The sequence below is a fragment of the Pantoea sp. X-Soil-ISGK-285 genome (genome assembly GCF_059730815.1).
The window spans coordinates 1,369,113-1,393,633 of the sequence record NZ_AP035938.1; the positions used below are offsets into that span (position 1 = coordinate 1,369,113).

The 24,521-nt window shown below is 54.2% G+C and carries 16 protein-coding genes; 8 read left to right on the plus strand and 8 right to left on the minus strand.

The window, feature by feature from the left end; translation table 11 throughout:
• Positions 1–230: 230 nt before the first annotated feature.
• The 4 genes from aat to trxB form a co-directional block, all read right to left on the minus strand.
• Positions 231–923, minus strand: coding sequence for a leucyl/phenylalanyl-tRNA--protein transferase (gene aat / locus AC6I8B_RS06450; RefSeq protein WP_010254921.1), 693 nt, complete (start codon positions 921–923; stop codon positions 231–233).
• 33 nt (positions 924–956) lie between these two features.
• Entirely contained in the window at positions 957–2,687 is a 1,731-nt protein-coding gene (gene cydC, locus AC6I8B_RS06455) for a heme ABC transporter ATP-binding protein/permease CydC (protein ID WP_497816197.1), read from the minus strand.
• Positions 2,687–4,456, minus strand: a complete 1,770-nt coding sequence (gene cydD / locus AC6I8B_RS06460; protein ID WP_157351791.1) for a heme ABC transporter permease/ATP-binding protein CydD — start codon at positions 4,454–4,456, stop codon at positions 2,687–2,689. Before cydD ends, cydC begins: the two co-directional genes overlap by 1 nt.
• Positions 4,457–4,599: 143 nt before the next feature.
• On the minus strand, positions 4,600–5,568 hold the full coding sequence (gene trxB / locus AC6I8B_RS06465) for a thioredoxin-disulfide reductase (RefSeq protein WP_157351793.1): 969 nt from the start codon (positions 5,566–5,568) through the stop codon (positions 4,600–4,602).
• 521 nt (positions 5,569–6,089) lie between these two features.
• Between trxB and lrp the strand changes: the two genes are divergently transcribed.
• The 6 genes from lrp (at position 6,090) to AC6I8B_RS06495 (ending at position 15,246) form a co-directional block, all read left to right on the plus strand.
• On the plus strand, positions 6,090–6,584 hold the full coding sequence (gene lrp, locus AC6I8B_RS06470; protein WP_006118610.1) for a leucine-responsive transcriptional regulator Lrp: 495 nt from the start codon (positions 6,090–6,092) through the stop codon (positions 6,582–6,584).
• 118 nt (positions 6,585–6,702) lie between these two features.
• On the plus strand, positions 6,703–10,251 hold the full coding sequence (locus AC6I8B_RS06475; RefSeq protein ID WP_157351795.1) for a DNA translocase FtsK 4TM domain-containing protein: 3,549 nt from the start codon (positions 6,703–6,705) through the stop codon (positions 10,249–10,251).
• A 177-nt stretch (positions 10,252–10,428) separates the two neighbouring features.
• Positions 10,429–11,040 (plus strand): outer membrane lipoprotein periplasmic chaperone LolA, encoded by a 612-nt coding sequence (lolA, locus tag AC6I8B_RS06480; protein ID WP_003849334.1) that lies wholly within the window; start codon positions 10,429–10,431, stop codon positions 11,038–11,040.
• A 7-nt stretch (positions 11,041–11,047) separates the two neighbouring features.
• Positions 11,048–12,391 carry a replication-associated recombination protein A gene (locus AC6I8B_RS06485; protein ID WP_010254929.1) on the plus strand — a complete coding sequence of 448 codons (1,344 nt, stop codon included), beginning with the start codon at positions 11,048–11,050 and terminating at the stop codon, positions 12,389–12,391.
• A gap of 92 nt (positions 12,392–12,483) precedes the next feature.
• Positions 12,484–13,776, plus strand: a complete 1,293-nt coding sequence (gene serS / locus AC6I8B_RS06490) for a serine--tRNA ligase (RefSeq protein WP_039387614.1) — start codon at positions 12,484–12,486, stop codon at positions 13,774–13,776.
• A 318-nt stretch (positions 13,777–14,094) separates the two neighbouring features.
• A complete protein-coding gene (locus tag AC6I8B_RS06495) occupies positions 14,095–15,246 on the plus strand; it encodes an MFS transporter (RefSeq protein ID WP_010254932.1) in 1,152 nt (383 codons plus the stop codon).
• Between the two features lie 53 nt (positions 15,247–15,299).
• On the opposite strand, the gene pflA is transcribed toward AC6I8B_RS06495, so the two are convergent.
• The 4 genes from pflA to ycaO all read right to left on the minus strand — a co-directional run bounded on the left by pflA (position 15,300) and on the right by ycaO (position 21,556).
• Positions 15,300–16,040: a pyruvate formate lyase 1-activating protein gene (gene pflA / locus AC6I8B_RS06500; protein WP_010669755.1), complete on the minus strand. Its 741-nt coding sequence runs from the start codon at positions 16,038–16,040 to the stop codon at positions 15,300–15,302.
• A 164-nt stretch (positions 16,041–16,204) separates the two neighbouring features.
• Positions 16,205–18,487 carry a formate C-acetyltransferase gene (gene pflB / locus AC6I8B_RS06505; protein ID WP_010254936.1) on the minus strand — a complete coding sequence of 761 codons (2,283 nt, stop codon included), beginning with the start codon at positions 18,485–18,487 and terminating at the stop codon, positions 16,205–16,207.
• Positions 18,488–18,558: 71 nt separating this feature from the next.
• The gene (gene focA / locus AC6I8B_RS06510; protein WP_010254939.1) at positions 18,559–19,419 is read right to left on the minus strand and encodes a formate transporter FocA; all 861 of its coding nucleotides are present in this window, start codon (positions 19,417–19,419) and stop codon (positions 18,559–18,561) included.
• Positions 19,420–19,792: 373 nt separating this feature from the next.
• Positions 19,793–21,556 carry a 30S ribosomal protein S12 methylthiotransferase accessory factor YcaO gene (ycaO, locus tag AC6I8B_RS06515; RefSeq protein ID WP_010669756.1) on the minus strand — a complete coding sequence of 588 codons (1,764 nt, stop codon included), beginning with the start codon at positions 21,554–21,556 and terminating at the stop codon, positions 19,793–19,795.
• 326 nt (positions 21,557–21,882) lie between these two features.
• Between ycaO and serC the strand changes: the two genes are divergently transcribed.
• Together serC and aroA are read left to right on the plus strand one after the other, a co-directional pair.
• Complete coding sequence (gene serC, locus AC6I8B_RS06520; protein WP_157351797.1) at positions 21,883–22,968, plus strand: 3-phosphoserine/phosphohydroxythreonine transaminase; 1,086 nt, start codon at positions 21,883–21,885, stop codon at positions 22,966–22,968.
• Between the two features lie 82 nt (positions 22,969–23,050).
• Complete coding sequence (gene aroA / locus AC6I8B_RS06525; RefSeq protein WP_033766826.1) at positions 23,051–24,337, plus strand: 3-phosphoshikimate 1-carboxyvinyltransferase; 1,287 nt, start codon at positions 23,051–23,053, stop codon at positions 24,335–24,337.
• The last annotated feature ends 184 nt before the right edge of the window (positions 24,338–24,521 follow it).

Sequence of the window (24,521 nt, forward strand, 5' to 3'; positions counted from 1 at the left end):
TCGCGCGCATCCGGTAAAATTAGGGTGTTTATGTGACGTCTGCGGGGGATTAGCGGGCTAAGAATCTGTATCAACCGGTTACACGCGCACGATTGAAAACAGTTCCGAGAGTGCGTTGAGATTCCCAGCCTGGCAATTCCGGCTCGTTATTGCGAAGCGCGGACGACATACCAAACTCGACCATTATACCACTTAATACGCCTTTATGTGTGCAAAACATCTCTGTGCGACTAAAAAAGGGTTTGTGTCTGCCAGCAGCCATCGCTGACAGGCTGGCACGCAAGGCTTTGTACATATTGCAGATAGTCAGCGCGCGGTATCTCCTGCGCCCCCAACGAGGCCGTATGAGGGTTAAGTACCTGACAATCCACCAGACGGCCCTGATGTCTGAGGAAATGCTGACAAAATACCCAAAGTGCGGTTTTTGACGCATTCTGCTGACGGCTGAACATTGATTCGCCGCAGAAGATTTGCCCCATCGCCAGCCCATACATGCCACCTGCCAGCTGATGTTCGTCCCATACTTCAATGGAGTGGGCGTGGCCCAGTTCATACAATCGCAACCAGGCGCGCTTCATTTCAAAGGTGATCCAGGTGCCTTCCTCACGACCGGTGGCACAGCCCTCGATCACCTCGGCAAATGACTCATTCATCGTCACCCGATAGGGCGAACGGCTGTGGAAACGCTTCATGCTCCGGCTGAGATGAAACTGCTCAGGTAACAGCACTGCACGGGGATCGGGCGACCACCAGAGAATCGGGTCGCCGGAAGAAAACCACGGAAAGATGCCGCGCTGATAAGCGTTAAGTAACCGGGCAGGGGAGAGATCACCCCCCATGGCCAGCAGGCCGTTTGGCTCGCGCAGCGCCATCTCCGGTGGGGGGAATTGCAAAGATTCCCGTGACAGTTGTACCAGTCTCATCGCGTTTTGTTACCTATCAGCATTTCGCTAAGACTATAGCGCAATCCGCTGTCGGAAACGCCAGTACCGACCCGCTTTTGAGATTAATTCGGCATGACTTCCCTGTTCCACAATCACGCCATTATCCATCACGCAGATGCGATCCATCTGCTCCAGGCCGCTGAGCCGGTGGGTGACCATTATTACGGTCTTGCCAGCGGTCAGCCGCTGCAGCAGGGTGAGGATATGCTGCTCGGTTGTGGCATCCAGTCCTTCGGTGGGTTCATCCAGCAGCCAGAGATCGCCGTTATGCAGTAACGCACGCGCCAGCGCCAGCCGACGCAGTTCGCCGCCTGACAGCGGGCGACCGCCTTCTCCCATCCAGGCGTTTAATCCTTCCGGGCTCTCAAGCAGGCGCTGCAGGCCGACGTCATTCAGCACGCGGCGTAACTGCTCATCAGTAGCATCGGGACAGGCCAGCAGTAAGTTATCACGCAGGCTCTGACTGAAAAGATGAACCCGCTGAGTCACCACGCTGATGCGCTGACGCAGCGCTGGCTCTGACCATGCGGTGATCGGCAGGTCATTCAGGCTGATAACACCGTGCTGGCTATCCCAGCCACGGGTTAACAGCACCAGCAGAGTGGATTTGCCGCAGCCGGTCGGCCCCAGCAGTGCAATGTGTTCACCGGCTGCCACCTTAAGGGTAAAGCGGTTCAGTACCTTATCCGGGCGGTCGGGATAGCTGAAGTCGAGCTGATCGATATCGACTGCGAGACGTCCTGGCCGGGCATCTGAATCTGCCGGAAAGGTGATAGCGGGTGACTGCTCGATAATGTCATTGACCCGCTGAGCGGCATTTATCACCTGCGACATGGGCAGAAAGGCCCCTGCAACCGGTGCCAGCGCCTCGAAAGCAGCCAGCGCGCAAAACACCACCAGGGCAATCAGCGAGCCGGGCAACTGCTGCTGGCTGATTGTCGCCGCACTGAGCCAGAGCAACAGTGTGACGGTTACGCCGCTGATCAGCAGCAGCAGGCTCTGTGCCGCAGCCTGCAAGCGCTGTTGCTGGCTCTGAGCCTGCTGCCAGCGCTGTTCATCTTCATCAAGTTGCTGACGCCAGCCCCGCGAGGCACCGTACAGGGTGAGTTCAGCCTGAGCCGCCAGCCACTGCATCAGCTGTAAGCGCCAGCGGGCGCGCCCACGGGCAATCGCGCCGCCTGCGGGCGATCCCAGACGGTAAAACAGCGCTGGCATCACCACCAGGGTACTCAGCATGATGCCGCCCAGCGTCAGTGCCAGCTGAAGATCGATGAAGCTCATTCCGAGGGCAACCACGACAATCACCACCAGTGCGCCGATCAGCGGCGAGATGACGCGCAGATAGAGGTGATCCAGCGTATCGACATCGGCCACGAAGCGGTTGAGCAGGTCCGCCTGCCGGAACCGCAAAAGCTGGCCTGGCGAAAGGGCCATCAGGCGGCTGAAGGTGTGGACACGCAGATGCTGAAGAACCCTGAATGTTGCATCGTGGCTGACCAGCCGTTCAGCATAGCGTGCGGCAGTGCGAATGATGGCGGCGCCACGCACGCCTGCCGCAGGCAGCATATAGTTGAAGGTATAGAGACCGGCTACGCCTGCCACTGACGAGGCGGCCAGAAACCAGCCTGAAAGCGTCAGCAGGCCGATGCTGGCCAGCAGGGTAACAATCGCCAGCACGATGCCCAGCGCCAGGCGATAAGGGTGGCGCAGCCAGAGACGAAGAAAAGGACGCAAGGCGGACATCAGCGAATCTCCTGTTGACGATGCTTCAGCATCTCACTGAAAGCACCCGGCTGTTGCGACAGATGCTGCCAGTTACCCTGTTGCACCAGCTTACCGGCTTCCATTACCCAGAGGGTCTGCCAGTGACTTAACGTATCAATCTGATGGGTTATCATCAGCGTGGTCTGGCGGGCTGCCGCCTGGTTAAGTGCCAGCATCACATGACGTTCACTGAGCGCATCCAGGCTGGCTGCGGGTTCATCGAGCAGCAAAAAATGCGAGGATTTATAGAGTGCGCGCGCGACCGCGACCCGCTGCGCCTGACCCACCGACAGCTGATTACCGCCATCGCCTGGCAGGGTGTCAATGCCCTGGGGCAGACGAGGCAGGAACTCATTAATGCCGCACGACTCCAGCAGCGCCGCAAAACGCTCGTCATCCCAGGCCGCATTCATCACGATGTTGTCGCGCAAGGTGGCGGCCGGTAACTGAGGATTCTGTCCTACCCAACTGAGTTGCTGATGCCAGTCACTCCGTCGTATATCGCGAAGTTCAACGCCATTCGCTTTCAGCGAACCCTGATAAGGCAGAAAACCGAGCAGGGCGTTCATCAGGGCCGTTTTACCGGCCCCGCTTTGACCGACCAGCGCAATCTGTTCGCCAGGGACGACAGTAAAAGAGAGCGGGCCGCACAACACCTGACCATCAGGCGCACAGACACGCAGATCTTCGGCGGTAAGTGCGATTGAGCGATCGGCAGTGAAGGGCAACTGGCCTTCCTGCGGCGCGGTGGCAGGCGTCGCCTGCATAAAGGCTTCAAGGGCATCGGCACCGCCTACAGCCTGGGCTTTGGCGTGATAGAAAGCGCCGAGATCGCGCAGCGGCTGGAAAAACTCCGGGGCGAGGATCAGCACCAGAAAGCCGGCAAACAGCGTCACGCCCTGGCCGTAATCACCAAAATGCAATTCGCCCAGATAGGAGAAACCAAAGTAGACGGCCACCACGGCAATCGCCAGCGAGGCAAAAAACTCCAGCACGGCAGAGGAGAGAAAGGCTAAGCGCAGCACTTCCATGGTGCGCTGGCGAAAATCGGTGGTGGCGGCGGCAACCGCCTGCTGCTCCGCTGCGCCACGATGAAACAGCCGCAGCGTCTCTCTGCCGCGCAGGCGGTCGAGAAAGTTACCGCTCAGTCGGGCCAGCACCAGGAAGTTCCGGCGGTTGGCCTCGGCCGCACCCATCCCGACCAGCGCCATAAACAGCGGAATCAGTGGCGCGGTGGCAAACAGGATCAGACCCGCCGTCCAGTTGAGCGGAAAAATAGTCAGCAGAATGCAGCAGGGGATCAGCACCGCCAGGGTCATCTGCGGCAGATAGCGCGCGTAATACTCCTGCATCTCTTCGATCTGCTCCAGCAGCAGCGTCGCCCAACTGCCGGCTGGCTTTCCCTGAATCCACGCCGGCCCCAGATCAGACAATCGGTCTAATACCTGCTGACGTAAAGCCTGACGGATAGCCTGTCCGGCACGATAACCGGTCAGTTCACGGGCATAGTTAATCAGGGCGCGGAGCACAAAGCAGAGCAGTAACAGCAGGATGCTGACAGTCAGGGATTCACGCGGCTGCTGGTCAACAATCAGAGCCTGCAGCAGCGAGGCCAGTAAACCCGCCTGAGCAATGATCAGAAGTGCACTTGCCATGCCCAGCAGGGTGTTGAGTCGCAACCAGCGACCGGCGAAATGACGTTGCTGACGAAGCCAGCGGGTAAGATGCTGCTGCCGCGATTTGTCCATGCGAGACCATGATGAATGTCGATGACGGGTGAAAATGGAAAGACATTTCCATCTCTTCAGGCGCAAGAATCTAGCATGAGAGCAATAAAAAAGGCGACGGAAAAACCGTCGCCTGGAACATTTGAGATCAGAGGGTTAACAACTTACTGATCGTTTTTAACCAGTCCGTCAAGAAAGCGCTCAGCGTCTAACGCGGCCATACAGCCGGTGCCCGCAGAGGTGATCGCCTGACGATAGATATGGTCCATCACATCGCCTGCCGCAAAGACGCCAGGGATGCTGGTCTGAGTGGCGTTGCCGTGCAGACCTGACTGAACTTTGATGTAACCGTTCTCCAGCGCCAGCTGACCTTCAAAAATGGCCGTATTCGGGCTGTGTCCGATAGCAACAAAAAGACCCGCCACCTCCAGCGCTTCTGTCTCATCACTGTTCTGGGTAGAACGCAGCGTCAGACCGGTGACACCCATCTGATCGCCCACCACTTCTTCCAGCGTGCGATGGGTATGCAGCACGATATTGCCATTGCGCACTTTTTCCATCAGGCGGTCGATCAGGATCTTCTCTGCGCGGAAGCTATCACGACGGTGAATAAGGTGCACTTCAGCCGCAATATTCGCCAGGTAGAGCGCCTCTTCCACAGCCGTGTTGCCACCGCCAATCACCGCGACTTTCTGGTTGCGATAGAAGAAGCCGTCACAGGTTGCACAGGCAGAGACGCCTTTGCCTTTGAAGGCATCTTCGGAAGGCAGACCGAGGTAGCGCGCTGACGCACCGGTGGCGATGATCAGGGCATCTGCCGTGTATTCGCCGCTGTCACCCGTAAGGCGGAACGGACGGTTCTGCAAATCGACGGTGTGAATGTGATCGAAAATGATCTCAGTATTAAATTTTTCGGCATGCTCATGCATCCGCTCCATCAGCGATGGACCTGTCAGATCGTGCGGGTCGCCCGGCCAGTTCTCCACCTCGGTGGTAGTGGTCAGCTGTCCGCCTTTTTCCAGACCCGTAATCAGTACCGGGTTCAGGTTGGCGCGTGCAGCATAAACGGCTGCGGTATAACCCGCTGGGCCGGAGCCCAGAATGAGTAACTTACTGTGTTTGGCCGTACTCATGCGTTCCTCAGTTTCATTCGGCTGACATAGCCTGCGATTGTAGGGAATATCCGGCGACAATGACAAGGCTTAGGCAATTTTGTTAACGATAGCTGCAAACGGCGTAGACGATGAGCGACGGTTTTGCCTGGGCCAATGCGCCAAAAGGGGGCAAAACTCGGGTTAGAGGGGTGCAATAGTGGAAAAATAGTCATTTAAAAACAGATACCCAGCGGACTGTCTGGCATCTTGTCCTGAATTTGGTGATTTTACTTTGACAATCGCCTGCGCTTTTGCGAAAACATTATCAGAAGCGAATAACATTTATCGGAACAAAACAGGTTTTCATCGCCCGTTTTGCACGTAACGCCGAATAAAAGCAGCCTGATATGGATAATGACGCATGATGTGGACAGACAACATGCGTCATATCGATAGGTGTCAGAACACAGGCTCTGTTAGCTCACTTCAGAAATGCCCCGAACAATGAGCGTTTTCAGGGCGTGGCAGGTAAAGGGAAGGAATTAAGAGAGACAATAATAATGGTAGACAATAAGAAACGCCCCGGGAAAGACCTCGACAGAATTGACAGGAACATTCTGAATGAACTTCAGAAAGATGGTCGCATTTCAAACGTAGAGCTTTCCAAACGCGTAGGCTTATCGCCTACGCCATGTCTTGAACGCGTGCGTCGTCTCGAACGTCAGGGATTTATTCTTGGCTACACCGCGCAGTTGAACCCGCACTATCTGGATGCGTCGCTGCTGGTGTTCGTTGAGATTACTCTGAATCGTGGTGCACCGGATGTGTTTGAGCAATTTAACGCCGCTGTGCAAAAACTTGAGGAAACTCAAGAGTGTCACCTCGTTTCCGGCGATTTCGACTACCTGCTGAAAACGCGCGTACCTGATATGTCAGCCTACCGTAAGCTGCTGGGTGAAACCCTGTTGCGCCTGCCGGGCGTAAACGACACGCGTACGTATGTGGTGATGGAAGAGGTTAAACAGAGCAATCGACTGGTGATCAAAACTCGCTGATGCGGGGCAGGTGCAAAACCTGTGAGATTTCGGTACACTCCTGTGCATTCATACAGGATCAGCGTCGGGCTCGCCCGGCGCTGTTGCTTCTTACTTTACAGGCACCTGGAGAGTCCTCTTGAGCCAGGAATATACAGAAGATAAAGACGTTTCGTTACAATCGATGAGCAGTGGACGTCGTCTGCTGGAAGCAATGCTCATTCTGGTGGCGCTGTTTGCCATCTACCTGATGGTTTCTCTGGTCAGTTTTAACCCTTCCGACCCGAGCTGGTCGCAAACGGCCTGGCATGAACCTATCCACAATATCGGCGGCAGCGTCGGTGCCTGGCTGGCTGACACCTTACTCTTCATTTTTGGTGTGATGGCGTATGCCATTCCGCCCGTCATCCTGGGTCTGTGCTGGATTGCTTTCCGTCAGCGCGACAGCCAGGACTACTTTGACTACTTTGCCGTCGGGCTGCGCTTAATTGGCGTCCTCGCGCTGGTGGTGACGACCTGTGGTATGGCGGCGCTGAATGCCGATGATATCTGGTACTTTGCCTCGGGCGGCGTGATCGGCAGCCTGGTCAGTAATGCTATTGCACCCTGGTTCAGTCCGGCTGGCGGCACGCTGATGCTGCTCTGCGTCTGGGCGGCGGGCATTACCCTTTACACCGGCTGGTCATGGCTCACCATTGCAGAAAGAATTGGTGGCGTAGTCATGGGCGTACTGACGTTTGCCAGCAACCGCTCACGTCACGATGAACCCTGGCAGGAAGAGGATGACGAGCGGGACGCGCGTGAATACGCGGATGTGCCTGAGCTTCATGCCGCCGATCAGGATGATGATGTGCTGCTTTCTGCCCCACGTGCAGTTGCTGAGCCTGCGGCGTCACAACAGGATCCGCTGCTGGCTAAAGCTGCAGCAGCCACCAGTGCGGCAGTCGCGGCCACCGCTGAAGCCGCTGAGGTGACCCTCGCCCCGGCAGTCACGGTGACGCCTGCACCTGTCGCTGCACCTGCTGCTGCGGTTTCAGCTTCGGCGCCTGCCGCGTCAGCGACATCCATCCCTGCATCGCCGTCTGCACAACCTGCGCCTGCGTACGCACAGAGCGCGCCAGCTCCGCAGAGTGTGGCGAATTCCCCGGCGCAGAGTGCTTCTGAACCCGCAGACTCACCACCGCTTTATCATTTTGAAATGCCAGACGACGCTCCGGCTACGCCGTCGTTCAGTGCTTACGACGATGATGAACCTAAAATGGGTAACTGGCGGGATACGTCAGCCATCCCTGCGGCCTCGGCGGCAGCGGCAGCGGCAGCCGCTGCAACGGCAGCCCAGGCAACAACGCGTACTGCGCCTGTTTTTGATTTAGCCCCTGAAACCAATCTCAATCCGCAGGTTAAACAAGGTATCGGCCCGGCACTGCCGCGTCCTAACCCGGTAAAACTGCCAACCCGTCGTGAGCTGGCCTCTTATGGCATTAAGCTGCCTTCTCAGCGCATGGCAGAAGAGAAAGCGAAAACGGAAGAGACCGAACCGGTTAGTGCTGGCTCCGTTTCCTCTGCTCCGGATGCTGAAGAGGCGCTGCAGCAGGCTGAACTGCGACAGGCTTTCCAGTCTGAACAGCAGCAGCGTTACGGCACCAGCTGGCAGCAGGACGAGGAAGATGAACAGGATGCACAGCAGCAGGATGCACTGGCGCGTCAGTTCGTCGAGCAGCAACAGCAGCGCTATGAGCCAGAAGTGAAAAAAGAGCCGGTATTTAATATTGATACCGCCTCAGCGTTTGATTTTTCACCGATGAAAGATCTGGTGGATGACGGTCCTTCTGAACCGCTGTTTACCATTGCGGCGACGCCAGAACCTGAAGCCCCGGCGGTTTCGCACGAACCCTGGCAGCAGGTGAGTGAGGTTTCAAGACCTCAGGCTCCGGCTCATGTTCCTGCACCAGCCAGCTTTGCCCCGGCAGAACCTGCCTATAGCGCGCCGGCTGCACCGTCTGAACCTGACTATGCTGCGCCTGCGGCAACCTCTGCGCCCGCTTATAGTGCCCCTGCGGCTCCTCAGGCTCCGGCGTACGCTGCGCCTGCCTATGGCACGCCACCGGCAGCGCCGCTTCAGCCGGTGGAAGAGGCGAAACCTTCACTGCATGACAGCCTGATTCATCCGTTCCTGATGCGCCATGAGCAGCCGCTGGAGAAACCTTCCACGCCACTGCCTTCGCTGGATCTGCTGACCGCACCGCCAGAAGAGGAAGAACCGGTTGATATGTTCTCGCTGGAGCAGACTGCCCGTCTGGTGGAGTCGCGCTTAGGCGATTATCGCGTCAAAGCGGAGGTGGTCGGTATCTCGCCTGGCCCGGTTATTACCCGCTTCGAACTTGACCTGGCACCGGGCGTTAAAGCGGCGCGTATCTCCAACCTGTCCCGCGATCTGGCGCGTTCGCTGTCGACGGTAGCGGTTCGTGTGGTGGAAGTGATCCCAGGCAAACCCTACGTAGGTCTGGAACTGCCAAACAAGCATCGTCAGACCGTCTATCTGCGTGAAGTGCTGGATTGCCCTAAATTCCGCGACAACCCTTCACCGCTGGCCGTCGTGCTGGGTAAAGACATTGCCGGTCAGCCGGTGGTGGCCGATCTGGCGAAAATGCCACACTTACTGGTCGCCGGTACCACCGGTTCCGGTAAATCTGTGGGCGTGAACGCCATGATTATCAGCATGCTGTATAAGGCGACGCCGGAAGAAGTTCGCTTCATCATGATCGACCCGAAAATGCTTGAGCTGTCGGTCTATGAAGGTATTCCGCATCTGCTGACCGAAGTGGTCACAGACATGAAGGATGCTGCCAATGCGCTGCGCTGGAGCGTCGGTGAAATGGAGCGTCGCTACAAGCTGATGTCGGCACTGGGCGTGCGTAATCTGGCGGGCTACAACGAAAAAGTGGAACAGGCCGAAGCGATGGGTCGTCCGATTCCCGATCCGTTCTGGAAGCCGGGCGACAGCATGGATATGACGCCGCCGGTTCTGGAGAAGCTGCCTTATATTGTTGTGATGGTCGATGAGTTTGCTGACCTGATCATGGCAGTCGGTAAAAAGGTGGAAGAGCTGATTGCCCGCCTGGCACAGAAAGCCCGTGCTGCCGGCATCCATCTGGTACTGGCGACACAGCGTCCATCCGTGGATGTCATTACCGGTCTGATCAAAGCGAACATTCCGACGCGTATCGCCTTTACCGTTTCCAGCAAAATTGATTCACGTACCATTCTCGATCAGGGCGGCGCGGAGTCATTGCTGGGTATGGGTGACATGCTCTACATGCCGCCGAACTCCTCGCTGCCGATTCGTGTTCACGGTGCGTTTGTTCGTGACCAGGAAGTGCATGCAGTGGTTCAGGACTGGAAAGCGCGTGGTCGTCCGCAATATATCGACAGCATTACGGCGGGCGAAGAGAGCGAAAATGCCGGTGGCATCGACAGTGATGAAGAGCTCGATCCGCTGTTCGATCAGGCGGTCGGTTTTGTGGTCGATAAGCGCCGTGCGTCGATTTCAGGCGTTCAGCGTCAGTTCCGCATCGGCTATAACCGCGCGGCACGTATCATTGAACAGATGGAAGCGCAGGGCATCGTTTCTGCACCAGGACACAATGGTAACCGTGAAGTGCTGTCGCCACCGCCACACGATATGTAGTGGCTAAATGTTTTGAAACACAACGCAATGAGCCAGTTCCGACTGGCTCATTGTTTTTATGCGGTTAAACCCCATATCTGAATCAGCTTTCGGTTTTTTCCTCTGTTCTGATGGCGGAACGGCGGCCAGGCTTAATGCAGTTATCGATGGGAACGTTTAAATAAGGAATTGAAGCAGATGAAATTACGCGTAATCGCTCTGGGCCTGTTGGCCACCTTTTCTTCAGCCAGCGTTCTGGCTGATGCTTCCAGTGATCTGCAACAGCGCCTGAACAAGGTCAGCAGCTTCCACGCCAGCTTCACCCAAAAAGTGACCGACAGCAGCGGCGCGAATGTGCAGGACGGCGAAGGCGAATTGTGGGTAAAACGTCCCAGCCTGTTTAACTGGCACATGACCGCGCCGGACGAAAGCATCATCATCTCCGACGGTAAATCGCTGTGGTTCTACAACCCGTTTGTTGAGCAGGCGACAGTCAGCCTGTTGCAGAATGCGACCAGCAACACGCCCTTTATGCTGATTGCCCGCAACCAGTCAAATGACTGGAAGCAGTACAATATCAAACAGCAGGGTGACAATTTTGAACTGACACCTAAGAACAGCGACGGCAACCTGAAACAGTTCACCATCCAGGTGACGTCCAGCGGGACCATCAACCGCTTCAGTGCTATCGAGCAGGATGGCCAGCGCAGCGATTACCAGCTGAAAAGCCAGCAGAATGGCGCTATCAGCCCGGATAAATTCACGTTCACACCGCCAAAAGGCGTGACGGTGGACGACCAACGTCAGTGAGGTCACGGTGAGTAACCTGTCCCTGGATTTTTCCACCGAAAATTTCAAACCTCTGGCCGCGCGTATGCGGCCAGAAACATTGAAACAGTACATTGGTCAGCAACATCTGCTGGGCGCAGGCAAACCTCTGCCGCGCGCGATTGAAGCAGGGCACCTGCATTCAATGATCCTGTGGGGACCTCCCGGGACCGGCAAGACCACGCTGGCTGAGATCATTGCCCATTACGGTAACGCCGATGTGGAACGTATTTCAGCCGTCACCTCCGGCGTAAAAGAGATCCGTGAGGCGATTGAGCGGGCCCGTCAGAATAAACATGCCGGGCGACGCACGATCCTGTTTGTGGACGAGGTCCATCGGTTCAACAAGAGCCAGCAGGATGCCTTTCTGCCCCATATCGAAGATGGCACCATTACCTTTATTGGTGCGACCACCGAAAACCCCTCTTTTGAACTTAACTCAGCGTTGCTGTCACGCGCCCGCGTTTACCTGCTGAAATCACTGACTCTGGAAGATATTGAGCAGGTGCTGGATCAGGCGATGCAGGATAAAGCGCGAGGCTATGGGGACAGTGACATCGTGCTGCCGGACAACACGCGCAGGATGATCGCTGAACTGGTTAGTGGTGATGCACGTCGGGCGCTGAACACGCTGGAGATGATGGCTGATATGGCCGAAATCACCGCATCAGGTCAGCGGGAACTGACGCCGCAGCTGCTTAACGAAGTCTCTGGTGAGCGATCCGCGCGGTTTGATAATAAAGGCGATCGTTTTTACGATCTGATTTCTGCACTGCACAAATCGGTACGCGGCTCCGCACCGGATGCGGCGCTCTACTGGTATGCACGCATTATCACTGCGGGCGGCGATCCGCTCTATGTGGCTCGTCGGTTGCTGGCAATCGCCTCCGAAGATGTCGGCAATGCCGATCCGCGCGGTATGCAGGTGGCAATTGCGGCCTGGGATTGCTTCACGCGCGTCGGTCCGGCAGAAGGGGAGCGCGCGATTGCCCAGGCCATTGTTTATCTGGCTTGCGCGCCTAAAAGTAATGCGGTCTACAACGCGTTTAAAGCCGCAATGCGTGATGCGCGCGACCATCCCGATTACGATGTGCCGGAACATCTGCGCAATGCCCCGACTAAGCTGATGAAAGAGATGGGCCTGGGTAAAGAGTACCGTTATGCCCATGATGAAACCAACGCCTATGCCGCGGGTGAAGTCTATTTCCCGCAGGAACTGGCCAGCGCGCGCTATTACACCCCAACCCAGCGCGGGCTTGAGGGTAAGATTGGTGAAAAGCTAAGCTGGCTGGCCGAGCAGGATCAAAATAGCCCGACAAAACGCTACCGCTGAAACAGACGTTACGGTAATGTGGGCAATGTTTTCAACGCATTCCGCTGGAATGCGTCCCTTCTTTCAACCAACTTTTTATACACAGGATAAGCATGCTCGATCCCAATCTGCTGCGTAACGAGCCAGACGCAGTCGCAGAAAAACTGGCACGCCGGGGATACAAACTGGATGTGGAAACGCTGCGTTCGCTTGAAGAGCGTCGCAAAGTGTTGCAGGTGGAAACAGAAAATCTGCAGGCAGAGCGTAACTCCCGATCCAAATCCATCGGTCAGGCCAAAGCACGTGGGGAAGACATCGAGCCGCTGCGTCAGGAAGTGAACGCGCTGGGCGAACGCCTGGATGCCGCAAAAGCAGAACTGGATGAACTGCAGAATCAAATCCGTGACTTCTCACTGGCACTGCCGAACATTCCGGCCGATGAAGTGCCGCTGGGCAAAGATGACAGCGAAAACCAGGAAGTGAGCCGCTGGGGTACCCCGCGCGAGTTCAGCTTCCAGGTTAAAGATCACGTTGAGCTGGGTGAAGCGGCTAAAGGCCTGGATTTTGCGTCTGCCGTGAAACTGACCGGTTCACGCTTTGTGGTCATGCAGGGGCAGATTGCCCGCCTGCACCGTGCACTGAGTCAGTTTATGATTGACCTGCACACCGAGCAGCATGGCTACCTTGAAACCTACGTGCCTTATCTGGTTAACCACGAAACGCTTTACGGTACCGGACAGCTGCCTAAGTTTGGCGAAGACCTGTTCCACACCCGTCCGCTGGAAGAGGAGTCAGACAGCAGCAACTATGCGTTGATTCCTACTGCGGAAGTGCCGCTGACTAACCTGGTGCGTGATGAGATCCTCGAAGAGGATAGCCTGCCGGTTAAACTGACTGCGCATACGCCGTGCTTCCGTTCTGAAGCGGGTTCTTACGGTCGTGACACGCGTGGCCTGATCCGTATGCACCAGTTCGACAAAGTTGAGATGGTGCAGATCGTCACGCCGGAGCAGTCAATGGATGCCCTGGAAGAGCTGACCGGTCACGCTGAGAAAGTGCTGCAGCTGCTGAACCTGCCATATCGTAAGGTTTTACTCTGCACCGGCGATATGGGCTTTGGATCGACTAAAACTTACGATCTGGAAGTCTGGCTACCGGCGCAGAATACCTATCGTGAAATTTCATCCTGTTCCAACATGGGTGATTTCCAGGCGCGTCGTATGCAGGCGCGTTGCCGCAACAAACAGGATAAGAAACCGCGTCTGGTTCATACCCTGAATGGCTCAGGGCTGGCCGTAGGCCGTACCCTGGTGGCGGTGCTGGAAAATTATCAGCAGGAAGATGGCCGCATCACTGTGCCTGAGGTTTTACGCCCCTATATGAATGGCGTCGAAATTATCGGCTAAGCAACAGTAACTCTCTGAACCCGGCCATGGCCGGGTTTTTTTATGTTATTGCTCCGGAAAAACTGTTCTGTCAGGCCTCATTTTAATCACAAATAAACGTTATCGATACCAGCCAGGCCAGAATGGCTAAAAACCTAATTTTTCATAGAGATAGCATTTAGCGACCTGCCGCTTCTTACGATTGTAACCCACTGAAGATTAGTAAATTAAATTGTCGCACAGCAAAATGTGCTGCCGTTAAAGTTCGCCCATTGACTTTAAAAAGGCCAGTGGCAAACTGCGCGCAATTTCCTTCATTTGCTCTGGTTTCTATCCCCTATGTCAACCTGGTCACGCCCCGTGATATTGCTGCTTTGCGGCCTGATGTTAATGACTGTCGCAATTGCCGTGCTGAATACGCTCGTTCCACTGTGGCTGACGCATGACTTACTGACAACCTGGCAGGTGGGCATCGTAAGCTCCTCCTATTACACCGGTAACCTCGCAGGGACTCTGCTGGCTGGCTGGTTAATCAGGCATTACGGCTTCAACCGCAGCTACTACCTGGCTACCTTGATGTTTGCCGTCGCGACTCTGTGCCTGGCGATGATGTCGGGTTTCTGGGCATGGAGTTCAATGCGTTTCATCGCCGGTGTCGGCTGTGCGCTGATGTGGGTGGTGGTCGAGAGCGCACTTCTGTGCAGCGGAACGGTACGTAATCGGGGACAGCTGCTGGCGGCCTATATGGTTGTCTATTACATCGGCACCGTGACAGGCCAGTTGCTGGTCAGCAAACTGTCTACGGAATTACTCAGCGTGATTCCGTGGGTGACGTCGCTGGTCTTCTGCGCCGTGCTGCCACTGGTCTTTACTCGCGTCTCCGCCAGCGGTGAAGCGACAGAAGCCGCTCCGGCCCGCATCTGGCCGATGCTGCGTCGCCGTAGCTCACGTCTGGGCATCAATGGCTGCATTATCTCTGGCATCCTTCTGGGCTCGCTTTATGGCCTGATGCCGCTTTACCTGTCACATCAGGGAATGAGTGATGCCAATGTGGGTTACTGGATGGCGTTGCTGGTCAGCGCAGGCATTGTGGGCCAGTGGCCCATTGGCCGTCTGGCCGATCGTTTTGGTCGCATGCTGGTGCTGCGAGTTCAGGTCTTTGTGGTTATCCTGGGTGCGATGGCCATGTTAACCAATGCCGCGATGGCACCAGCGCTATTTGTTCTGGGGCTGGCAGGCTTCACACTCTATCCGGTGGCGATGTCCTGGGCTTGCGAGACGGTCGCACATCATGAACTGGTAGCGATGAATCAGGCACTGCTGATGAGTTATACCGTGGGCAGTCTGGCTGGACCGGCAATGACCTCTGTTCTGATGCAGAATTATTCTGACCAGCTGCTGTTCGTGATGATCGCTGCTGTGGCGCTGATTTATCTGGTGATGCTGCTGCGCAAAGCGAATCATCAGGCTACGCCAGTGGCACATGCCTGATCGCTGAACAGCAAAAAGGGAGCGTTAAGCTCCCTTTTTTTGTGGCAGATTCTTCAGTACATCACTTCGTGGCCATAGCTGGCGAGAATGTTTTTCACGCGATCCATTGTCTCTTTGCTCGGTGGCTTCACCCCGTCCAGCTTGTACTCTTCACCCATCGCAATCCATTTATGCTTACCCAGCTCGTGATAGGGCAGCAATTCAATCTTCTCAACGTTCTCCATGTCACGCGTGAATTCACCCAAGCGATGCGCGGTGTCATCATCGTCGGAATAGCCGGGCACCACGACAAAACGGATCCATGTCCGTTTGCCTTTTTTCTGCAGGTAACGGGCAAAGTCCAGCGTACGGTGATTGGAGACACCCACCAGAATCTGATGCACGTCGTCATTCATCTGTTTCAGGTCGAGCATCACTAAGTCGGTAACGTCGAGCAGTTCATCGATCACCGGATCATAGCGGCGTACGAAGCCGTTGGTGTCGAGACAGGTATGAATACCTTCGGCCTTGCAGGCACGGAACCAGTCGCGCACAAATTCAGCCTGGAGAATGGCTTCACCGCCTGAGGCCGTGACGCCGCCACCAGAGGCGTTCATAAAATGGCGATAGGAGAGTACATCCGCCATCAGCGCTTCGACGCTGATCTCTTTGCCACCGTGAGTATCCCAGGTGTCGCGGTTGTGACAGTAGAGGCAGCGCATCAGGCAGCCCTGGAAGAAGGTGATAAAACGGATACCGGGACCATCGACGGTGCCGCAGGATTCAAATGAGTGGATACGACCGTTAACTGACATTGCGATGTTTTCTCCAGTAAGTCTGCCGGGACAGACGGCGCAATCTCTGTTGCGCTCAGGGCAGGAAATCGATTCTGGTGGGAACCTTGATGGAGATGACCACCAGAACAGACTTTTAATTAAAAGGCTCCGCGAGGAGCCTTTTTTATCAGGTAGAGCAGTAATTACAGTGACTTAGTGAAGGTTCGGGTAATCACATCCTGCTGCTGCTCTTTAGTCAGTGAGTTAAAGCGCACAGCGTAACCGGAAACGCGAATGGTCAGTTGCGGATATTTCTCTGGATGTTCCATCGCATCCAGCAGCATTTCACGGTTCATAACGTTAACGTTGAGGTGCTGACCGCCTTCGATGCTGGCTTCGTGATGGAAGTAACCATCCATCAGACCGGCAAGGTTGGTTTTCCGCACGTTATCATCTTTACCCAGCGCGTTTGGTACGATTGAGAAGGTATAGGAGATACCATCTTTTGCGTAGGCAAACGGCAGTTTCGCGACGGAAGTCAGCGAGGCAACTGCACCTTTCTGGTCACGACCATGCATCGGGTTAGCACCTGGTCCAAACGGCGCGCCAGCGCGACGTCCATCTGGTGTGTTACCGGTTTTCTTACCATATACCACGTTCGAAGTAATGGTCAGAACAGACTGCGTCGGCACGGCATTACGATAGGTGTTCAGCTGCTGAATTTTCTTCATGAAGCGTTCAACCAGATCGCAGGCCAGGTCATCTACCCGTGAGTCGTTGTTACCGAACTGCGGATATTCGCCTTCAATATCGAAGTCGATGGCCAGACCATCTTCGTCACGAATTGGTTTCACTTTGGCATATTTAATGGCAGAAAGTGAATCCGCAGCGACGGAGAGACCCGCGATACCACAGGCCATGGTGCGGTAGACATCCCGATCATGTAAGGCCATCAGCGCCGCTTCGTAGCTGTATTTATCATGCATGTAGTGAATGATGTTCAGCGAAGTCACATACTGTTTTGCCAGCCAGTCCATGAAGTGATCCATACGCTCCATGACGGTGTCGAAATCCAGTACGTCGTCGCTGATTTTGTCGCCTTTCGGTCCAACCTGCATTTTCAGCTTTTCATCCACGCCGCCGTTGATTGCGTAGAGCAGCGTTTTCGCCAGGTTGGCACGTGCGCCAAAGAACTGCATTTGTTTGCCGACAATCATCGGGCTCACGCAGCAGGCGATTGCGTAGTCATCATTGTCGAAATCAGCACGCATCAGGTCATCGTTCTCATACTGCAAAGATGAGGTATCGATAGAGACTTTAGCGGCATATTTTTTGAAATTAATCGGCAGTTTTTCTGACCACAGGATGGTCATGTTCGGCTCAGGTGAAGGACCCATGGTGTAGAGGGTATTCAGGAAGCGGAACGTACTTTTTGAGACCAGGGTACGGCCATCAACGCCCATACCTGCCAGGGATTCTGTTGCCCAGATTGGGTCACCTGAGAACAGCTCATCATATTCAGGTGTACGCAGGAAGCGAACCATACGCAGTTTCATCACCAGATGGTCAATCAGTTCCTGTGCCTGCTCTTCGGTCAGTTTACCGGCTTTAAGGTCACGTTCGATATAAACATCAAGGAAGGTTGAGACGCGGCCAAATGACATGGCAGCACCGTTTTGTGATTTAACTGCAGCCAGGTAGCCATAGTAAGTCCACTGTACTGCTTCAACCGCATTGGTAGCCGGACCGGAGATGTCATGGCCATATTTTGCTGCCATCTCTTTAATCTGGGCCAGCGCATGATGCTGGTCAGAAATCTCTTCACGCAGACGAATGGTCGCTTCCAGATTAACGCCATTCTCTAAATCTTCCTGCAGTGAGGCGAACTGAGCGAATTTATCCGCCATCAGGAAATCGATGCCGTACAGCGCCACACGACGATAGTCACCGATAATACGGCCACGGCCATAAGCATCAGGAAGGCCGGTCAGGATTCCTGATTTACGGCAGCGCAAAATGTCCGGGGTATAAACATCGAACACGCCCTGGTTGTGCGTTTTGCGATATTCGGTGAAGATTTTTTTCAGTGAAGGGTCGAGTTCACGGCCATACACTTTGCATGACCCTTCGACCATTTTGATGCCGCCATAAGGAATGATGGCGCGTTTTAATGGCGCTTCGGTCTGCAGACCGACAATTTTTTCCAGTGGCTTAATGATGTAACCCGCGTCGTGCGAGGTAATGGTTGAGGCGAGATCGGTGTCGAAGTCGACTGGCGCGTGGGTGCGGTTCTCAATTTTGATGCCTTCCAGCACGCTTTCCCACAGTTTGGTGGTCGCTTCGGTGGCACCCGCCAGGAATGACTCGTCACCTTCATATGGGGTGTAGTTTTTCTGAATGAAGTCGCGCACATTGACGCTATTCTGCCATTCGCCTTCAGCAAATCCTTCCCATGCTGAAGCCAGTTTTGCATTAAGTTCGGTCATAATATACCTGCCTTATATGAGGAGACTTTACGGTCGGGCACAGCCAACTTCCTGTGCCGTCAAAAATGCGTTTAATGAACCTGGTCACCTTTACGGAGATAGATAACCCAGTAGGTCAACCCAACCAGAACGCCGCCGCCGATAATGTTTCCGATGGTCACGGGAATCAGGTTGTCGATAATAAAGTTACTGAGGGTCAGCGAGTGAAACTGTGCCGCCGTGGTGCCAGCTGCCTGCCAGAATTCAGGTGTCGCGAAGTCACGAATAGCAATGGCATAGGGTATAAGAAACATGTTGGCGATACTGTGTTCGAAACCGCTTGCGACAAACATCGCAACAGGCAGAATCATCACGACCAGCTTATCGGTCAGGGTGCGGCCTGAGTAACTCATCCAGACGGCGAGACAGACCAGCAGATTGGCCAATGTACCCAGACAAACCGCCTCTATGAAGGTGTGATGCATCTTGTGGTCGGCGGTTTGCAGGACATTCAATCCCCAGGCACCATTCGCGACCATGTGCTGTCCTGCAAACCACATCAGGGCGACAAAGAAGAGTGCACCTGCAAGGTTACCGGCGTAGACGTTAATCCAGTTGCGGGCCAGCTGGCCCCAGCTGATACGGCCACTGGCTTTGGCGACAACGATTAATACAGTAGAAGTAAAAAGGTCAGCACCACATACCACGACCAGCATTAAGCCAAGTGAAAAGCAGATACCTCCAATCAGTTTGGCTATGCCATAGGGCATCGCGCCGCTACCGGTGGTTGCTGTAATATAAAAAACGAATGCGATTGAGATAAATACGCCGGCGTTTATTGCCAGAAAGAAGGTCGTAAAAGGATGTTTGGTTGCTTTATAGATACCCGCGTCTTCGGCCACTTTCGCCATCGCGGCGGGTAATAAAAGATTAAAAGGGTTGTCAGTTTTCACACTAACTTACTCCTGAAGTTGTCTGAAAAAATACTAACAAAGGAGTATAGGTCAGTAATTGATATGGATCATGTTTGCCAGGGTGGTAACCCACTGGTCGCAAATTAATGAGAAAATTATGAGTTAACTAACTGAATATAAAAAAATAAATTTATTTTAAAAATACAAAAATATTTTAATATAAAGTGATGCGCCACTTTTTTAGTTCAGGCTGTGTTATTAATTAATGGCTTATGTGTTAATTAAAATGATGTGATGTAATAAGAAGGAATTTTAAAGTAGCTAATGTTTCATAGAGAAAGTGGGGAATGATGGCACCAGATAAATCCAGTGCCATGGTTAGCCGTCTGCTTTCAGTCTGACGCGTTATGGCTTACGCGTTTTTCCAGTAGTGACGTTTGGCGTTTTGCAGTTTTTCGTAGGCGGCAAGCAGCGACTGATGGGCCGGGAAGGCCTGCAGCTCATCATCAACAGCCTGAAGGCCATTAAACGGATTCTCACCACTGATCGCGGCTGAGGCTGCTTCCATTGCGCTCTCACCATACATCCGCAGGAAAGCGTGATGATACTGCAACGGATCACGCTCATCTTCCATAGCCAGTAACAGCAGGGTCTGCAGGCAACGATAGTAGTTAGCGCGCTCTGGCGTAAAGATTGAGCTGTTAAACTCCATCGTCCATTCTGTCCAGATCAATGCCTGATCCAGATCGCCGCCCGCCAGCGCCAGCATCGCTTTTAATTCGCCAACACGCAGCGTGTACCAGCCATTGTCTTTACCGGTCGCCAGACCCAGCAGCTCACGAACACGGGTGAAGTCGTCAAAGCCTTCATCATCAAGCTGTCCAATCAGATCCAGATACTCTTCCGGATTCCAGTTGCTGTCAGGCAGGGCCAGCAGGGTTTCACGCATGCCCGCTCCCATGCTGTTGTTCGCCAGGAACAGGTCTTCTGCCGGGTAGATATCAGACATGCCTGGCACGATGATGCGGCAGGCATAGACACCCAGATGCTCGTAGTCTGCAATATAGACTTCCTGATCTTCCGAGGTGAAGATTGCCATCAGCGTGGCGAATTCCTGTTCGGTGCTGCCCGCGAATGACCAGTCGACAAAAGGATAATCCGCAGTTTCTTTAAACAGATCCCAGGAGATCAGGCCGCTTGAATCGATAAAGTGTGTTTCAAGGTTGGCATGCTCAGCCACTTCTTCGTCATCAAAGGTCGGTGGAGTAAACACATCCAGATCTTTGAGGCTTCGGCCCTGCAGCAACTCGGTAACGGTACGCTCCAGCGCCACACCGAAATCAGGGTGAGCACCAAATGAGGCAAAACAGGTTCCGTTGGTTGGGTTAAACAGCACCACGCAGATAACCGGATATTTACCGCCGAGAGAGGCGTCATAAGCGAAAATCGGGAAGCCTTCCGCTTCAAGACGTGCAATGGCTTCGATCACCTCAGGATAACGCTGCATCACGTCATCAGGAATCGCAGGCAGGCTGATCGCTTCAGCAATAATGCGGTTTTTAATATAGCGCTCAAACACTTCAGACAGCCCCTGAACACGCGCTTCGTTCGCGGTATTACCTGCCGACATGCCGTTTGAGACATAGAGGTTGCCGATAATATTCATCGGGATATAGACAGTCTGCTGGTCGGACTGACGGGTAAAGGGCAGGGCGCAGATACCACGTTCAGTATTCCCGGACTGCAGATCAATCAGGCCGGAAGCCGTCAGGGCATTATCGGGATCGTAAAATGCGCGCAGGCGTGGATCCAGAATACCTTCAGGTAAGGATTCATCATCAGGTAACGCAAACCATTTTTCATTGGGATAGTGAACAAAATCGCCGTTAGCGATCTTTTTTCCCAGCCAGAAGTCAGCAAAGAAATAGTTAGTTGAGAGACGCTCGAAATACTCGCCAAGCGCGGAGGCCAGCGCCGCTTTTTTACTGGCGCCCTTGCCGTTGGTAAAACAGAGCGGGCAATCGCGGTCGCGGATATGCACTGACCAGACATGGGGGACAGGATTCAGCCAGGATGCTTCTTCAATGTTAAAGCCAAGATCCTGCAGCTTGTTCTGGAAACGCGCAATGGAGTCTTCCAGTGCGGCATCTTTGCCCGGGATAAATGTTTGCGTCATAGTGCCGCTCTCTCAGTTGTCATAGGGTGCGTAAAGCGCGCAATGATACGGATTTTGCTAACAGACCGCTATCAGGGCGGGACATTTTTACCGGCTTACTTTACCGGCTTAGTTTTCATCACTTTCGCTCTAAGGCCAAACGCGAATTAATGGCGCTGGATAAAGCCTCACAAAATTCCGCGCAGATTTGCATTGGTAACATAACCTCCGGCGAGCCAGATTCAGAAAATGTGACCGCTCCCTGATTTATGATTGCAGCTATCAGAATGCAGTGATAAAACCGGATGGTTATTCATAACCGTTCGATATGACAGTGGTGAGGGGAAATGACGCAAGTTTATAATTTTAGCTCTGGCCCGGCGATGCTACCGGTTGAAGTGCTTCGTCGTGCAGAACAGGAACTGACGAACTGGCGCGGTCTGGGTACCTCTGTAATGGAGATCAGTCACCGCAGTAAAGAGTTTATTCAGGTGGCTGAAGAAGCGGAGCAGGACTTCCGTGATCTGCTAAAAATACCGTCGAATTACAAAGTTTTATTCTGTCATGGCGGGGCGCGTGCGCAGTTCGCTGCCGTACCGGGAAATCTGCTGGGTAAAGCGACCAGTGCCGACTATGTTGATAGCGGTTACTGGGCGCATAGCGCAATAAAAGAAGCGGAAAAGTATTGTTCCCCACGCACGCTGGATGTCAAAACAACGCGCGACGGTAAACGAGCCATCCTGCCAATGAGCGAATGGGAGGTGAGTGAGACGTCCGCTTACCTGCATTTCTGCCCGAATGAAACCATTGATGGCATCGCAATTGACGAACAGCCCGACTTTGGCAGTAAAACCGTTGTTGCTGATTTCTCATCCACCATTCTGTCACGCCCTATCGATGTGAGTCGTTACGGTGTGATTTATGCGGGTGCGCAGAAAAATGTGGGTCCGGCCGGATTAACGCTGGTTGTCGTTCGCGAAGATCTGCTGGGTCAGGCGCACGCCTCTGTGCCCTCAATCCTCGATTACAAAGTGCTGGCCGATAACGATTCGATGTTTAACACCCCGCCGACTTTTGCGTGGTATCTCTCAGGGCTGGTGTTTAAATGGCTGAAAGAGAAGGGCGGTGTCGCTGAAATTGATCGTATCAATCAGGCAAAATCTGACCTGCTTTATGGCGTAATCGATCACAGTGGCTTCTATCGTAATGATGTGGCAACAGAAAACCGCTCACGCATGAACATCCCTTTCCAGCTGGCCGATGCTTCACTCGATGCGCTGTTCCTGGAAGAGTCGTTTAAGGCGGGATTACACGCGCTTAAAGGCCATCGTGTAGTAGGCGGTATGCGCGCCTCTATTTATAATGCGATGCCGCTGGAAGGTGTGAAGGCTCTGACCGATTTCATGGTCGATTTTGAACGCCGTCACGGCTGATTATTAAGATATCAGCATTGATGCTGATGCCAGACCTCGTCACACGGCGAGGTCTCTGTATTTTTTGAGGATTTCGTTTCACATGCAGGACTCCCTGACTCTCCAACCGATTGCGCGCGTCAACGGCACGGTAAATCTGCCCGGCTCAAAGAGCGTTTCCAATCGTGCATTGCTGCTGGCTGCTCTGGCTAAAGGTACAACCCGTCTTACCAACCTGCTCGACAGCGACGACGTTAAGCACATGCTGAATGCGCTGACCGCGCTTGGTGTAAGCTATACGCTTTCCAGCGATCGCACCCTGTGTGAAGTGACGGGAAATGCCGGGCCACTGCACGCATCTCAACCGCTGTCACTGTTTCTGGGCAATGCCGGAACCGCAATGCGTCCGCTGGCCGCGGCGCTTTGTCTGGGCCAGCACGATATCGAACTGACCGGCGAACCCCGCATGAAAGAGCGTCCAATCGGGCATCTGGTTGACGCACTTCGTCAGGGCGGAGCAACCATTGAGTACCTGGAAAACGAAAACTATCCGCCGCTGCGTTTACGCGGTGGTTTTACCGGGGGTGAAGTCAGTGTGGATGGCAGCGTTTCCAGCCAGTTCCTGACCGCGCTGCTGATGACCGCGCCGCTGGCACAGCAGGATACCTGTATCACCATCAAAGGTGATTTGGTGTCGAAACCTTACATCGATATTACCCTCAATCTGATGCAGTGCTTTGGCGTCGAGGTTGAGAATCAGAACTATCAACGCTTCCTGATCAAGGGACAGCAACAGTATCAGTCGCCGGGTGATTACCTGGTTGAAGGCGATGCCTCTTCCGCGTCCTATTTCCTGGCCGCTGCCGCTATAAAAGGCGGAACGGTTCGCGTCACCGGGATTGGACGCCAGAGTGTGCAGGGTGACATCCGGTTTGCTGACGTGCTGGAAAAGATGGGCGCGACGATTGAGTGGGGCGATGATTACATTGCCTGTACGGCCGGAAAACTGCAGGCCATCGATATGGACATGAACCATATTCCGGATGCTGCAATGACCATCGCGACTACGGCGCTATTTGCAGAGGGCACCACCCGGTTACGCAATATTTATAACTGGCGGGTAAAAGAGACCGATCGACTGAGCGCAATGGCCACAGAGCTGCGTAAAGTCGGGGCAGAAGTCGAAGAGGGTCATGACTACATCCTTATTACGCCGCCAGCGACGCTGATTCATGCGGATATTGGCACCTACAATGACCACCGCATGGCGATGTGTTTCTCTCTGGTTGCACTTTCTGATACCCCGGTGACCATTCTCGATCCTGGCTGTACTGCAAAAACCTTCCCGGACTATTTCGTTCAACTGGCTAAAATCAGCCAGAGCGCCTGATATCTTCCCTTCCGGTGCGGTTCGCACCGGAACTCCCCTGATTTTATCTGGCTGTAACAGGCCAGAGATCCTCTGAATTGACTAAGATTACGAACCCGATCAGTGCGAAAGGGTAACCAAGCCGTGCTATGCAGCGTATAATGCTAGTCATTAATGGTGACCGAAAGGTCAGGAAGCACGCAGC

Excerpts from the sequence above, each read along its gene's own strand:
- ycaO (WP_010669756.1), bottom strand. The coding sequence starts at position 21,556 with ATGACGCAAACATTTATCCCGGGCAAAGATGCCGCACTGGAAGACTCC.
- cydC (WP_497816197.1), bottom strand. The coding sequence starts at position 2,687 with ATGTCCGCCTTGCGTCCTTTTCTTCGTCTCTGGCTGCGCCACCCTTAT.
- AC6I8B_RS06495 (WP_010254932.1), top strand. The coding sequence starts at position 14,095 with ATGTCAACCTGGTCACGCCCCGTGATATTGCTGCTTTGCGGCCTGATG.
- aroA (WP_033766826.1), top strand. The coding sequence starts at position 23,051 with ATGCAGGACTCCCTGACTCTCCAACCGATTGCGCGCGTCAACGGCACG.
- cydD (WP_157351791.1), bottom strand. The coding sequence starts at position 4,456 with ATGGACAAATCGCGGCAGCAGCATCTTACCCGCTGGCTTCGTCAGCAA.
- trxB (WP_157351793.1), bottom strand. The coding sequence starts at position 5,568 with ATGAGTACGGCCAAACACAGTAAGTTACTCATTCTGGGCTCCGGCCCA.
- aat (WP_010254921.1), bottom strand. The coding sequence starts at position 923 with ATGAGACTGGTACAACTGTCACGGGAATCTTTGCAATTCCCCCCACCG.
- lrp (WP_006118610.1), top strand. The coding sequence starts at position 6,090 with ATGGTAGACAATAAGAAACGCCCCGGGAAAGACCTCGACAGAATTGAC.
- lolA (WP_003849334.1), top strand. The coding sequence starts at position 10,429 with ATGAAATTACGCGTAATCGCTCTGGGCCTGTTGGCCACCTTTTCTTCA.
- pflB (WP_010254936.1), bottom strand. The coding sequence starts at position 18,487 with ATGACCGAACTTAATGCAAAACTGGCTTCAGCATGGGAAGGATTTGCT.
- serS (WP_039387614.1), top strand. The coding sequence starts at position 12,484 with ATGCTCGATCCCAATCTGCTGCGTAACGAGCCAGACGCAGTCGCAGAA.
- serC (WP_157351797.1), top strand. The coding sequence starts at position 21,883 with ATGACGCAAGTTTATAATTTTAGCTCTGGCCCGGCGATGCTACCGGTT.
- pflA (WP_010669755.1), bottom strand. The coding sequence starts at position 16,040 with ATGTCAGTTAACGGTCGTATCCACTCATTTGAATCCTGCGGCACCGTC.